Source organism: Oleidesulfovibrio sp., assembly GCF_047973035.1.
Classification (GTDB): Bacteria; Desulfobacterota; Desulfovibrionia; order Desulfovibrionales; family Desulfovibrionaceae; genus Oleidesulfovibrio.
Genome location: NZ_JBKEBF010000005.1, coordinates 22,193 through 35,029 on the forward strand (window position 1 = coordinate 22,193; position 12,837 = coordinate 35,029).

At 51.2% G+C, this 12,837-nt stretch carries 14 protein-coding genes and 1 tRNA gene; all 15 read right to left on the reverse strand.

Translation table 11 applies throughout. The features are described from left to right. Positions 1-31: 31 nt before the first annotated feature. Positions 32-107, reverse strand: a tRNA-Ile gene (locus ACK5LI_RS00790). Between the two features lie 71 nt (positions 108-178). Beyond that, complete coding sequence (locus ACK5LI_RS00795; protein ID WP_416945724.1) at positions 179-1,078, reverse strand: NAD(P)/FAD-dependent oxidoreductase; 900 nt, start codon at positions 1,076-1,078, stop codon at positions 179-181. 128 nt (positions 1,079-1,206) lie between these two features. Further along, positions 1,207-1,935 carry a protein phosphatase CheZ gene (locus ACK5LI_RS00800; protein ID WP_416945725.1) on the reverse strand — a complete coding sequence of 243 codons (729 nt, stop codon included), beginning with the start codon at positions 1,933-1,935 and terminating at the stop codon, positions 1,207-1,209. A 37-nt stretch (positions 1,936-1,972) separates the two neighbouring features. Then, positions 1,973-2,503 (reverse strand): hypothetical protein, encoded by a 531-nt coding sequence (locus ACK5LI_RS00805; protein WP_416945726.1) that lies wholly within the window; start codon positions 2,501-2,503, stop codon positions 1,973-1,975. Positions 2,504-2,511: 8 nt separating this feature from the next. Then, positions 2,512-2,952, reverse strand: coding sequence for an NIL domain-containing protein (locus tag ACK5LI_RS00810; protein ID WP_416945727.1), 441 nt, complete (start codon positions 2,950-2,952; stop codon positions 2,512-2,514). Between the two features lie 26 nt (positions 2,953-2,978). Further along, positions 2,979-3,980 carry a tol-pal system protein YbgF gene (gene ybgF, locus ACK5LI_RS00815; RefSeq protein ID WP_416945728.1) on the reverse strand — a complete coding sequence of 334 codons (1,002 nt, stop codon included), beginning with the start codon at positions 3,978-3,980 and terminating at the stop codon, positions 2,979-2,981. A 107-nt stretch (positions 3,981-4,087) separates the two neighbouring features. Beyond that, positions 4,088-4,495, reverse strand: a complete 408-nt coding sequence (locus ACK5LI_RS00820) for a hypothetical protein (RefSeq protein ID WP_416945729.1) — start codon at positions 4,493-4,495, stop codon at positions 4,088-4,090. A gap of 91 nt (positions 4,496-4,586) precedes the next feature. Continuing rightward, a complete protein-coding gene (locus tag ACK5LI_RS00825; protein WP_416945730.1) occupies positions 4,587-4,835 on the reverse strand; it encodes a PLDc N-terminal domain-containing protein in 249 nt (82 codons plus the stop codon). 24 nt (positions 4,836-4,859) lie between these two features. Further along, positions 4,860-5,330: a signal peptidase II gene (lspA, locus tag ACK5LI_RS00830; RefSeq protein WP_416945731.1), complete on the reverse strand. Its 471-nt coding sequence runs from the start codon at positions 5,328-5,330 to the stop codon at positions 4,860-4,862. A 57-nt stretch (positions 5,331-5,387) separates the two neighbouring features. Beyond that, positions 5,388-8,192: an isoleucine--tRNA ligase gene (ileS, locus tag ACK5LI_RS00835; protein WP_416945732.1), complete on the reverse strand. Its 2,805-nt coding sequence runs from the start codon at positions 8,190-8,192 to the stop codon at positions 5,388-5,390. 182 nt (positions 8,193-8,374) lie between these two features. Next, on the reverse strand, positions 8,375-8,950 hold the full coding sequence (locus ACK5LI_RS00840) for an arylesterase (protein ID WP_416945733.1): 576 nt from the start codon (positions 8,948-8,950) through the stop codon (positions 8,375-8,377). Positions 8,951-8,952: 2 nt separating this feature from the next. Then, positions 8,953-9,204: a HypC/HybG/HupF family hydrogenase formation chaperone gene (locus tag ACK5LI_RS00845; protein WP_416945734.1), complete on the reverse strand. Its 252-nt coding sequence runs from the start codon at positions 9,202-9,204 to the stop codon at positions 8,953-8,955. Between the two features lie 19 nt (positions 9,205-9,223). Continuing rightward, a complete protein-coding gene (locus tag ACK5LI_RS00850) occupies positions 9,224-9,715 on the reverse strand; it encodes a HyaD/HybD family hydrogenase maturation endopeptidase (protein ID WP_416945735.1) in 492 nt (163 codons plus the stop codon). Between the two features lie 77 nt (positions 9,716-9,792). After that, positions 9,793-11,499: a nickel-dependent hydrogenase large subunit gene (locus ACK5LI_RS00855; RefSeq protein ID WP_416945736.1), complete on the reverse strand. Its 1,707-nt coding sequence runs from the start codon at positions 11,497-11,499 to the stop codon at positions 9,793-9,795. Between the two features lie 53 nt (positions 11,500-11,552). After that, the gene (locus ACK5LI_RS00860) at positions 11,553-12,506 is read right to left on the reverse strand and encodes a hydrogenase small subunit (protein WP_416945737.1); all 954 of its coding nucleotides are present in this window, start codon (positions 12,504-12,506) and stop codon (positions 11,553-11,555) included. Positions 12,507-12,837 lie beyond the last annotated feature (331 nt).

Below are 12,837 nucleotides of genomic sequence, written 5' to 3' on the forward strand. Positions count from 1 at the left end.
CTGCGACGGTGTCGCAACCTCTTGATTTTGTTGGTGGGCCCAGCAGGATTTGAACCTGCGACCTGCCGGTTATGAGCCGGAGGCTCTGCCAACTGAGCTATAGGCCCTGTAGAATAGCAATGAGCTGGACTAGATAGCACCAGCTACGAATGCTGTCAACTTGCAGGTGAGGTATATTTTACGACTTTTTCTGACAACCTTCTTTAATGTAGCTGATAGCAGAGCGGGCAGCAGTCGCGCCGTCACCAACTGCCACTGCGATTTGTAAAAATCCGCCTGTGCAGTCTCCTGCTGCAAAGACTCCCGGGATGTTCGTTTTTTGCTCTTTGTCAGCCACAAGAAATACCCCACTGCGTTCAAGACCCAGCGTGTAGGCGAAATCTAATGATGAGGCTTCTCCCATTGCAATGAAAAGCCCTTCCGCTTCCTGAGTAGAGCCATCAGCAAACGTGATGCTGGAGAGAGCAGGTGAGCCTGACAGGCTATCAATCTTTTGCTCCAGTACCGGGATTCCAGCTGTGCGCAGGCGCTCCTTGAAGGGGGTGGTCATGGTTAGTGTTTTACCCTGAGTGACAATGCTTACATCAGGCGTAAAGGCCAATAATTCCAGCCCCTGATTTGCGGCGTATACTCCTTCGCCAAGTACAATAACTTTTCTGCCTTTATAAAAAAAGCCATCGCAGCTGACGCAGTAGGACACACCCTTACCTTCAAATTCAGATAAGTTGGAAATACCGGGGCGAACTCGTCCCACACCGGTAGCTAAGATGATCGCACATGCGTCAAACTCTTCGTTTTCAGTTTTTATATGAAAACCACCTGAGTCGTTATGATGCAGAGAAAGAACTTTTTCTTCGGTAATTCTGGTGCCGAAACGTTTTGCCTGAGCTCGTCCTCTGGCAAGTAGTTCGCTACCGGAGATTGTATGTTCGAAGCCGAAGTAGTTGTCTATTTCATAGTCGCCAGCCACTTTGGGTTTAGTTCCGAATACTATGGTGTCTAAACCTGCTCTGCTGGTATAGATGGCGGCTGAAAGCCCAGCGGGGCCAGAGCCGATTATGACAAGGGGGCTATGCATAAGAGTAACCTCCGGTTGAAGGTGTTGAGAGAGATAGTCATCATCAAAATAAGATGAGAATCTAACACGGGGCTGGCAAGGGGGAAATAAAAAAAAAAGCGGGAAGATTTCCCGCTTTTTCAGAAAAGTTAGTCCAGACCCAATTGTGCCAGCATGTCGTCGATATCGCTTTGCGAGACATCTCTGGTAGGACCCTTGAGTTCGGACATTCTTTGCTTGGTTTCCTGCTCCAGCTCAGCAAGTTCTTTATCCGGAGATTCGTCGTGGGCTTTCATGATAAGCCCTGTAGACATATAGAGTTCGAAAACCGTACCTTCGATGCGTTGCAGGGCGGTGATAATTTTTTTGATGCGCTGTCCCGTAAGGTCCTGAAAACTGAGCGCAGTCATTATCGAGGAGAGGTTGTCTCCCAGCTCAGAGTTGAATGTGCGAAGCTTGGCAATGGTTTCAGGCGAAGCTTCCTTTTCAAGTTCATCCAGCAGGGCGGCAGCTTCTGCCTGACGCTCAAGCTGTTGCTCCACAACATCCATAATGTCATCGGTCGCTTGTTTTGTTGTGGTCAGAATTTCATCAAGCTGTTCAGAGGCTTCTGAAAAAAGTTTATCAGTTTGCTCTTCGCTTGGAGGAGCAGCGCTTTTGTCTTTGGCCGCGTGGGAAATTTCCTGGTAAATATTCTGGAGGCCGCTACGCATGTCGGAGTTGATCTTTTTATAGAACTCTCCTTCCAGAAGCGCCCTTGTAAGGTTCGCTGTTAATTCATTCTGGATGGTTTGTGCAATTGCATCCTTGATACTGTCAGCTACCTGAGCAGTTACATTCTGCATGACCTGTTCAAGAACTGCTTCCTGACTGCGCATGTACGTTCTCCCCGTGTTTATCAGATTCTGAATGTGATTATTCCCACTTATGCTGGCGGATGAGGCGCCTTTCCTGATCAAAAACAAAAGCGATAACCTGCTCAAGGTCATTATCGTGTATGGCGGTGAACTCCAGCGCGTATTCGCTTGTAGAGTTTTCAGAAGGGAGCTGGCTTTCCCTTGTGATGCGACCGATGGCAGAAGCTACTATCAGCGGATATTGCCGCAAAAAAAGAACTATTTCCACATAAGAGTTTTCAGAAATCTTATCTGATGCAGTAAAGCGGAGCCCCGCGCCGCTGATTTCCGTTCCGCGAAGCTTGTGGGGAAAGTCTTCCTGCAGAGTGTCCTTCTGCATCTGACCCAGAATTGCATCCAGCTTAGCATCCATGCTGGCCAGAAACTGCACCATAGCCTCCGGCAGCTTTGCTTGCTGCAGAGCTTGTTCTACATCTTTGATATTGGTGCGCGACCAGCCGGAGTACATCGGCTGGTCGTCACCGGAAGATAATATCCGGAAGCGGCCGGAAATACTGGCCGCTACGCGGGAATAAGCTCGTTTTTCCATGGGCGAAGTTACCAGGGGCCGTTTTCAACTTCAACATGCATGGCGCGCACAGGACAGACCTTGGTGCACAGGCCGCAAGCGGTACAGCGGTCAGTATCAAACGTTACATTGCGTTCCTGCCAGTTCATACGCAGAGCATCAACAGGACAGATTGCGGTGCACATTCCGCAATGCATACATGAGACTTCATCACGGGAGATACGCTGGTCAACCGGAGAAACAGCAATATCGTGTTCCTTCAGGTAGTCGATGGCCTTTTTGCAGTTGTCCTGCGAACCGACCAGCTCAAGTGTCAGGTAACCTTCCTTACGTGGAGTAATCTGAGCCTTCAGAATATTGAAGGTCAGGTCAAACAGGCGGGTCAGGTTACAGACGACAGGGTCTTTGGACACCTCCGGCGGAAATGTCAGGTGGATATTTTTTCTGTATTCTTTTTGTGCTTCGCTCATGGTTCTGTCCTTATAGAGACTCTCTGCTACTTTATCTCTTTGATAATCGTTTTTGCCCTCTTAGCTTCGGGCGAATCAGGATATTTTTTAATTATTTCTTCAAGTCTGGCTTTGCCTGTTTTGGTTTTGCCAAGCTTGATGAATGAAATTCCCTGCTTGAGGATAGCTGGCAGGTACTTGTTGCTTTTGGGAAACTTTGTCACCACATCCTGATAGGCCAGTGCCGCATTGGCGTAGTCTTCCATCTGATAATAGCATTCGCCTTGCCAGAAAACTGCATTGGGGACCATGTCATGTTTTGGAAAAGCTGTAGCAAACTCTTTCCATAAGCGCTGTGCAGTTTTGTAATTGCGCTCTTTAAAAGAGTCTAATGCCTGATCATACAGAAGCTCGGCAGGGTCGGCCTGAGGCGCGGGGACTGCAGTTTCGTTTGTCTGGCCGGGCTTTTCAAGCTTTGCAGCAGAGGCAGTTGTGTTACCGGGAGTGACTCCGCGCTCTGTAGCAACTGGCAATGTGGTCACAGCTGCCGCTACAGGGTCATTGGCGGGGATGGCAACGGTGCTGTTGCTCTGCGCCTTAGGCTTGGTTGCATTGGTTGCCGATGCATTTATAGCGGGCAGGGGGGATACAGGTGCTGCAGGCTTTTTAAGAACTTCAAGATCAAGGCCCAACTCAGATTCTATCTGGCGAAGAGCCAGCTCCATTCTGTCGGAGTCGGCACGAAGCTGTTTAATTTCCTGCACTGCCTCAGGCAGGCTATTTTCACTGCTGAGCAGGGTGTCCATCTGTCCCTGCAGAACAGCCAGTTCGCCGCGCATTGTTTGTACCTGCGACCACAGGTCAGCCTGATTGGGTTGAACTGTATCAATCTGGCGGGCTGCATTGTCCAGTTCTTTGGTCAGCGAGTCTACATGGCGCTCTTGCTGTGCAATGCGCATTTCCAGAAGGTCTAAGTCCTGTTGTTGAACGCAGCCGCCCAGAGCGAGAATTGTTGCGGTTGCGCAAAATGCTTTAGCAAAGTTTTTCATCTTTCATTCCTGATCAGAAGTAACGTTCATTTTAGATAGATTCGATGAATGTACTGTAGCTCATCGCTTTGGGGCAAGTAAGAATTGTTTGCGCGATGAAAAGCAGACTATTCAGGAGTGTCTGTTTCCGGCACGGTAGATGAAGTTGACAGAGCCGGAGGCGTTTCACTTTTTTCTTGTTGGATATCTACCTGTGAAAAGTCACCGGATGTGGCATGGGGCTCCAGCTTGCGCGACAAATTCAATGACAGTCTCTGGATATTAAGCTCAAGCTGTTCTTGTCTGAGCGCTAACTGTGCTGCCTGTTGATGCAGAGAAAGGCTTTGCTGCTTTGCTTTGCGGCGAACTCTTTCTACGGCCAGCTTTACTTTGCGCAATTGTTCCTGTTGTTCTTTCAGTTCAGCCTGCAAAGCCTGCCGGCTGTCTTCTTCCTGTTGAAGCATGCGCGAGATTGCTTCGTTCAAACGGGTGGCTTTGTGTGAGGCCACTTCGAGAGAAGCAGTGGTGGAGTCCATGTAAGACTGCAGATACTGTATATCGCGGTGCTTTACTACGGTGCATCCGCTTGAGAGTAATACAGCGAGACAGAGTACGGACAATGTTTTTTTATTGAACATCCTGAACAGCTCTTGGTTTTCTACTGCGACGCCAGCCAAAAATAAGGTACGCCAATCCGCCGATAACAGGAACAAAGACTCCGATACCCATCCATAGCAGACGTTCTGCCGGTGTGGGAAACTCATTGGAGTACGCATGCCATATGCACCAGAGGTTGGGCACAATAGGAAGTGCCAGCAGCAACATAGTCAGTGCCAGATTATCAGCTTGTTGGATCAGGTCAATAATGGGAAGCATCGCAGAGTTCTCCGTCCGGCTTTGCTATTTTTGTTTGTACACAGCAAGACAGACAAACATGGCGCCGAGGCATATGCCTATGTCTGCCACGTTGAACGCAGGCCAATGATAGTCGCCGATATAAAAATCCAGAAAATCGATGACGGCCCTGATGCGGATTCTGTCGATCAGGTTGCCGATTGCTCCACCCATGATCAAGCCAAAGCCTGTGAAAAGGTATTTATTACTCTTGGCGGAACGTGTCATCAGGATAATAGCAATTACTGCAGTGAGTGCTGCTGCAAAAAACAGCCAGAATTGCCATTCAATGTCGCTTCGGTTCAAGAAACCGAATGCAGCTCCCCGGTTACGCACGTTAACAAGGTCAAAAAAACCAGGAATGACGTTGTAGCCGATAAAGGGGGGAATGTTGGATGCCGCCCACAGTTTTGTCCACTGGTCAATGGCTATAACCAAGGCTGCGATGGAATACACTGCAAAAAAACGCGGACGCATGGGCTATCCTTTACTGGTAATGTTCGGGCCCGCTATGCGGGCCCGAACAATGATGTTTTAGGCGGTAAGGACTCCGGTGCAACGCGGGCACAGAGTCGGGTGTTCGGAGTTGGTGCCCAACTCCTCGCTCCAGATCCAGCAGCGTTCGCATTTGGCTCCCGGAGCTTTTGCAATGCTGATCCGCAGACCTTCGAGCTCTTCGGATGCATACGCATCTGCGGGCGCCTGTGCAAGTTCTGCAACACTGACTTTGGATACAATGAAGCAGGAACGCAGGTCTGCACCGCTGGCCTTCAGGCTGTCGGCAAGCTTTTCGTCAACATGCAGAGTTACATGGGCATCCAGAGGATGGCCGATTTCGCCGGACTTGCGCACAGGTTCCATGGCCTTGGTTACTTCTGCCCGTACTTCGAGGAACGTTGTCCAGTGTGCTCTTTGTTTGTCGCTCAGGCTCAGAGCCGGAATGTCCGCTTCGCGCAGAGCGAAAACCGTAGAAGCCTCGGGGCGAAGTGATTCAGGAATGTACGAAAACACTTCTTCAGCAGTGAAGCTGAGTACAGGTGCCATGTCGCGCACAAGCAACAGCAGAATGTGGTAAATCGCAGTCTGCGCGGAACGGCGTTCTCTGGAATCAGCTTTGGACGAGTAGAGTCTGTCCTTGAGAATATCAAGGTAGAATGCAGACAGGTCGCTGACGCAAAGGTTGTGCAGTGTGTGGTATACCTTATGGAACTCGTAATCCTTGTATGCTGCCTGAACACGGTTGTGAGCACGCATGGCGATGTCCAGAGCGAAACGGTCAAGCGGCTCAAGTTCTTCAACCGGTAACAGGTCGCCTGCGCTGATGTCTGATAGGTTGCCCAGAATGTAGCGGCAGGTGTTACGGATACGGCGGTATGCATCCACCAGACGGCTGAGAATTTCTTCAGAGATACGCACATCTTCGCGGTAGTCAGCAGAAGAAACCCACATACGCAGGATTTCTGCGCCGTACTTGTCGATGACTTCCTGCGGAGCGATGCCGTTACCGATGGATTTAGACATCTTGCGGCCTTCACCGTCCACAACATAACCGTGAGTCAGCACTGCTTTGTAAGGCGGAATGCCACGGGTACCCATGGAAGCCAGCAAAGAGCTGTGGAACCAGCCGCGATGCTGGTCCGAGCCTTCAAGGTACAGGTCTGCGGGGAATTCGCACTCTTCGCGCTGTTCGACCACGGCAGCAAAGCTGGTGCCGGAGTCAAACCACACGTCCAGAATATCCATGCCTTTTTTCCAGTGGTCGCCGCCGCACTTGGGGCACTTCAAACTGGAGGGCACAATCTCGCTGAGGTCTGCTTCAAACCAGTAGTCGCAGCCTGTGGGATGTTTTGCAAATTTATCTACAATGCCCATGCCCCATTCAGTATCGAACCATGCTTCGTCGCAGGATTCGCACAGCAGAGCAATGATCGGAACACCCCACAAGCGCTGACGCGAAATGCACCAGTCGGGGCGGTTTTCGATCATATTAAAGATACGCTCTTCACCCCATGCAGGAATCCAGTCCACGTCATTGCGGATGGCATTCAGCGACTTTTTGCGCAGGTCGTTAGCTTCCATGGAGATGAACCACTGCGTGGTTGCGCGGAAGATAACAGGCTGCTTGCAACGCCAGCAATGCGGGTAGGAGTGGCTGATTTTAGCTTGTGTCAGCAGATTGCCAAGCTCCTGCAGCTTTTCAATTACTTTGGGGTTGGCTTCAAAAATTGTCAGTCCGGCAAAGTGTTCTACTGAGTCGAGGAAACGGCCTTCGTCGTTCATCGGAGAGTAAATTTCCAGACCATAACGCAGACCCGTTTCATAGTCTTCGCGACCATGACCGGGAGCGGTGTGAACGCAGCCGGTACCGGAATCAAGGGTAACGTAGTCAGCAAGCACAACAGGGGATTCACGGTCGTAAATAGGGTGGCGGGCCACAAGGCCTTCCAGCTGTGCACCTTGAATGGTGCGCACTACTTCAACGTTTTCCCAGCCGAAAGTTTTTGCACTGCTTTCCACTAGTTCTGTAGCCAGCACAAAATGTTCGTCACCGTGTTTTACAACCGCGTATTCAAATTCGGGATGCACAGCGACAGCCATGTTGTCAGGAATGGTCCACGGAGTGGTGGTCCAGATGACAATGGAAGTGGAAACAGGGTCGGTACCCAGAACTTCTGTTACCTTCGCATCAGGCATGGGGAAGCGGACAAAAATGGAAGGAGAAGTGTGGTCGTGGTATTCCACTTCTGCTTCTGCCAGTGCGGTTTCACACGAGCAGCACCAGTAAATAGGTTTTTTGCTGCGTACGACTGAACCCTTATCCATGAAGCGGACCAGTTCGCGGGCCGTGGCGGCTTCATAGTCGGGAGTCATGGTGATGTACGGCTTATCCCATTCGCCAAGAACACCCAGCCTTTTAAATTCTTTGCGCTGAATATCAAGGTACTTGGTTGCGTACTTACGGCATTCTCGGCGTACGGCATGGGCGGGAATAGTCTTTTTCTTTTCGCCGAGCTGCTGTTCTACTTTGTGCTCGATAGGCAGGCCATGACAGTCCCAGCCGGGCACATACTGGGCAGAATGGCCCTGCATGTTGCGGGACTTGACGATAATGTCCTTGAGAATCTTATTGAGCGCGTGCCCCAGATGAATGTTGCCGTTGGCGTAGGGTGGACCATCGTGCAATACGTACGGCTCTTTGCTGGCACCGGTAGAGTACATGACGCGGTAGGCATCAGTTTCTTCCCAGAGTTTGAGCATCTCAGGCTCTTTCTGGGTCAGGTTTGCCTTCATTGGAAATTTTGTGACAGGCAAATGCAGGGTTTTTTTATAATCGCTCATATATAATATTCTCCTCCGAAGCATCGGATACGGGACGTTGCAAACTCAGAAACATGGTTCAAGCGGCGCGTAAAGTCAAGCACGTCAGGTGCCAACCAACGTATGCTGACGTGCTTTCAGTCGCGTTAATTGCTTTGGCTGTATGGTGTGGTTGTGTTGGCACGAAGGAGGGGGGGAGAAAGCTACTTCGAGCTTACGTGTTGCAAAAGGGAAAGGGCAGACGGCAACATGTTCTGTGCAATCCGCTTTATTCCTTTTTCATTCGGGTGGATGCCGTCAGGCAGATTAAAGGCAGGAACACCGAACACGTCTTGCAGAAAGTGCGGATAGAAAACTGTATTATGCTTTTGTGCCAGTGCGGCGAAAATAGCCTCGTAACTATCCTGATCTTCAACTGATGCAGGAAAGGGCAACTTCATGCCAGCCAGCAGTACCGGAATACCTTCGGATGTAAGTCTGCTCAGGATAGCATCAAGGTTGTCATGTATTTCTTCAAAATCGATTCCCATAAAGGCATCGTTAACGCCCAGCTCCACGATGGCAGCATCGGGAGCCGGGTGTCTTGAAAGCCAAGAGGTCATTCGTCGCAGCCCGCCTGCCGTGGTGTCGCCCGAAAGTCCCAGATTAACTATGTTCACATTATGCCCTTCGACTGTGAGCAGTTCTTCCAGAACATCGGGAAAAGCGCACCCTGACGGTAAGCCGTACCCTTCGGTCAGGCTGTCGCCAAGTGCCAGTATTGATGCGGGCCGGTACACGGTTAGAAGCCTCCGGGAGTACCTTCTTCTATGTTGGCCATCTGGCGCAGCAATCGCAGGCTTTCCTGCGCTTCAAGCGGGTCAAGTTTGCGCAGGGCAAAACCGGCGTGAACAATCAGAAAATCGCCTATGGCCGGAGGCTCTTCAAGCAGCATAGTGGAAACTGTTACAAAGGTATCACTTTTGCCGACCCGACATTTAGCCATGTCGCCGTCGAGCAGTTCTTCGATTTCTGCAGGAATTGCCAGACACATACAGTTTTGCCCCCTCTCGTTACAGTTTTGCAGCCCACTCACCGCCCAAGGCAGTGACTTCTTTCAGGACGATGTCACACATGGCAGGCAGTCGCTCTGCAACAGCCGGTGAAACATCAATGCCCATGGTCTGATAGTCATACGGCTCCATACCTATGACTACAGCTTCGGGCCTGTGACCGGCGATGTCGCAGTAGATCAGCGTGTCCACCAGATCTGTCTGGTGCATGGAATCGCTGAAACCAAGACTCTTGCGAAGGTCTTCACCGGTAAGACGGTATACTGAGCCGGGTTCATCTCCACCCAGTACGGCATCGACAACAATCAGTTGATCGCAGCTCATTATGGCATCCATAAGTTTGATGCCCAGTGTGCCGCCATCCATCAGGGTTATATTTTCTGCAAATTCATAGCGATCCATCAGGGATTCCACAGCGCGGACTCCCAACCCTTCGTCGGTATACAGAATGTTGCCGACGCCCAAAACGAGTATGCGATTTTTCTGATCCATACGGGTGCACTATAGGTAAAAAAGGGAGTCCAGCGCAAGGCCAGACTCCCTCTGTTTTGACAGGTTTGTCTGCAAAATTACAGAACCTTGAACTTATGTACTTCGTTGCTCTGCGAATCGATCACATGTACGCCGCAGGCGATACAGGGGTCGAATGAGTGGACGGTTCGCAGGATTTCAACCGGACGCTTGGGATCAGCAACCGGAGTTCCGATAAGGGACTCCTCTACAGGACTCATTTTGCCTTTCGCACAGCGCGGTCCAAGCGTCCATGTGGATGGAACCACAAGCTGGAAGTTTTCGATCTTGCCGTCCTTGATCTTAATCCAGTGCGAGAGACCACCACGAGGTGCGGTGACAAAACCGACGCCTTCAGCTTCGCTCGGCATTTCCCATGGCTCGTAGATTGTATTATCGCCGGAGGCGATGTTGTCTTTGAGTTCCATGATCATGTTGCCGGTCATCTCTGCAATGATGGCGGTTTCGATGCCGCGGGCAGCAGTACGGCCAAGAGTGGAGAAGAGCGCTTCGGGCCCGACACCGAGGTTGCCCAATACAGCATCAACCAGAGTTTTGGTTTCTTTGTGTCCTCGGGCGTATGCAGTGAGCACCTGTGCCAGCGGGCCGGTTTCCATGGGCTCGTCCATATAGCGGGGAGCCTTCATCCACGAGTATCTGTCGTTTTCACCGCGAAGGCCGGTGTAGTTGGGCTCGGTCACGCCGTTGTAGGGGTGGTGTGCCTGATCGCCTTCGTACCAGCTGTATCGTACGTGCTCTTTAATCAGATTGGGGTCAAAGTTTTTGACGTTGCCCAGATCTCGACCAAAGATAGCGCCTTGCGGGAAGAAGCGGCTGTTCAGATCGTATTCATCGGTGGGGAATTCGCCAAAGGTAAGGAAGTTGCTTGTTCCGCCGATAGCGGCCCAGTCCTTGTACGAGCCTGCAACGGCAAGCAGGTCGGGAATGTACACTTCGTCAATAAACGCTTTGGTTTCTTTCCAGAGGGCCGTGAATTCTGCAATACGCTCGGGGGTAAGCCCATCGTAGCAGGTTACGCCGCCGACATCAGTGTACTGGGTATGCGGGTTCTTTGCCCCGAATACAGCCATGGCCCGTGCAGCTTTCACCTGCAGGCGGAGAGCTTCAAGGTAGTGAGCCGTAGCGATGAGATCTACTTCAGGCTCAAGGTAGTACGACGGGTGTCCACCAAGGAAGTATGCATTGGTAAACGGCCCCAACTGGCCGCTTTCCACAAACTTGGCCAGGCGTTCCTGCACGGCTTTAAGATCGGCAGCCGTTGTTTTGCGAGGCGAAATGGTGCTTGCCAACTTGGCCGCTTTTGCCGGATCGGCTTTCAGCGCATTGGTAACATCGACCCAGTCCAGCGCGTGCAGATGGTAGAAATGAACAATGTGGTCGTGCATATACTGGGCAGCCAGCACCAGATTACGCATCAAGGTGGCGTTTTTCGGAATGCGTACGCCGACAGCGTTTTCTACACAGCGGGTAGAAGCCAGCGCATGGGTAGAGGTACATACGCCGCAGGTGCGCTGGGTAAAGTGCTGTGCGTCACGCGGGTCGCGGCCTTTAAGGATAATTTCCAGGCCGCGGAATAACTGGGAGCTGCTCCATGCGTTTTTAACGCGACCGTTCTCTACTTCAACCTCAATGCGCAGGTGCCCTTCAATGCGAGTGATCGGGTCAATCACAATGGGGCCGTTGAAGTTGCTTTGAGGTGTTACCGGAATACCGGCAGGGGCTGTTTTTGCTCTGCAACCGCTCATATTGATTCCTCTTATGAAGCTAGAATGCGTTCGTAGTTAGCTGAGACAGGCCGCTACATTTCGTAGAAGGGCGTCATCTCATCCCAGAAGTCAGGCTCGCTGCAACCGAGGCAGGGGTGCCCTGCATCAACAGGCCAGTTTGTCTGGTTGAACTTGATCTTGGGGCAGTTGTTCATGGTAACAGGGCCCTTGCAGCCCAACTCATAAAGACACCACCCTTTGCGTGCTTCTTCTGAATCAAAAGACGGAGCAAACTCGCCGGCTTCAAAGTGCTTAAGCCGCGGACACTGTTCGTGTACGGTTTTTTCGAAGAACATGAGCGGGCGGTTAAGGCTGTCCAGCTCCGGAATTGTTCCGTTCTGAAGGTAATGGACGATGGTTCCGACAAGGTTGTAGGGGTTGGGCGGGCAGCCGGAGATGTTGATTGCGTTTACACCCAGTCCACCCAAAGCGTCATTGATGCCCTTTGCTCCGGTGGGGTTGGGGGCTGCTGCCTGTACTCCGCCGTATGTGGCACAGGTACCGTATGAAATGACGGCGTTTGCCCGCGGTAAAATGTCTGAGCAGATTTCCAGCATGGTGCGACCGCCAATCATGCCGTAGATACCGTTGTCTTTTACAGGAATGGCTCCTTCAACGATAGCGATGAAACCGTCGGGTGAATGTACTGCCTGATGCAGGGCCTCTTCCGCGGCTTGACCTGCTGCGGCCATAAGGGTCTCGTGATAATCCAGAGAGATAGTATCAAGCAGCAGTTCGTCAATGTACGGGTTGAACGCGCGCAGTACAGATTCGGAGCAACCGGTGCACTCTGCATTGTGCAGATAGACGACAGAGGGGCGTTTGCCTGTTGTCAGTGCCCTGGCGACCTCCGGAGCGAAAGCCGGCCCCATTCCCATGGCAACCGCAACAGTGGAACAGAATTTCAGAAAGTCACGGCGAGAAACACCATGGCTTGCCAACCGTTCTTCTGCGCCCTCTTTACCGAGACCCACAGAAAACTTCATACGGAACCTCCTTACTGTAATGAAAGGACTGGCCTGCAGGAGCACAATTGCTCCAGTTGCCAAAGGCAACATGTGCAGTGCCGTTTTTTGACTCGTTTTTGCGCCTGCATTTGTTTTGCAAATAAGAGTCAAAAAACAGGCTCAAATCGTTTATACGGCGTATAAACCGATATTACGTATGGTTGTAGCATGGTTTCAGTTTTTATTTCAAATTGAATTTGCATATTTATGCAAACTGATTGTATCAGAAAACTTGATGGAAGGGGGGGCAGGCGTGTTACTACTCACTGACAGTACTGTTCGGCTGATGAATTTTGATAAGAAAAGGCTG

Coding starts and splice junctions, on each gene's coding strand:
- ACK5LI_RS00795 (WP_416945724.1), bottom strand. CDS start 1,078: ATGCATAGCCCCCTTGTCATAATCGGCTCTGGCCCCGCTGGGCTTTCA.
- ACK5LI_RS00800 (WP_416945725.1), bottom strand. CDS start 1,935: ATGCGCAGTCAGGAAGCAGTTCTTGAACAGGTCATGCAGAATGTAACT.
- ACK5LI_RS00805 (WP_416945726.1), bottom strand. CDS start 2,503: ATGGAAAAACGAGCTTATTCCCGCGTAGCGGCCAGTATTTCCGGCCGC.
- ACK5LI_RS00810 (WP_416945727.1), bottom strand. CDS start 2,952: ATGAGCGAAGCACAAAAAGAATACAGAAAAAATATCCACCTGACATTT.
- ybgF (WP_416945728.1), bottom strand. CDS start 3,980: ATGAAAAACTTTGCTAAAGCATTTTGCGCAACCGCAACAATTCTCGCT.
- ACK5LI_RS00820 (WP_416945729.1), bottom strand. CDS start 4,495: ATGGACTCCACCACTGCTTCTCTCGAAGTGGCCTCACACAAAGCCACC.
- ACK5LI_RS00825 (WP_416945730.1), bottom strand. CDS start 4,835: ATGCTTCCCATTATTGACCTGATCCAACAAGCTGATAATCTGGCACTG.
- lspA (WP_416945731.1), bottom strand. CDS start 5,330: ATGCGTCCGCGTTTTTTTGCAGTGTATTCCATCGCAGCCTTGGTTATA.
- ileS (WP_416945732.1), bottom strand. CDS start 8,192: ATGAGCGATTATAAAAAAACCCTGCATTTGCCTGTCACAAAATTTCCA.
- ACK5LI_RS00845 (WP_416945734.1), bottom strand. CDS start 9,204: ATGTGTCTGGCAATTCCTGCAGAAATCGAAGAACTGCTCGACGGCGAC.
- ACK5LI_RS00850 (WP_416945735.1), bottom strand. CDS start 9,715: ATGGATCAGAAAAATCGCATACTCGTTTTGGGCGTCGGCAACATTCTG.
- ACK5LI_RS00855 (WP_416945736.1), bottom strand. CDS start 11,499: ATGAGCGGTTGCAGAGCAAAAACAGCCCCTGCCGGTATTCCGGTAACA.
- ACK5LI_RS00860 (WP_416945737.1), bottom strand. CDS start 12,506: ATGAAGTTTTCTGTGGGTCTCGGTAAAGAGGGCGCAGAAGAACGGTTG.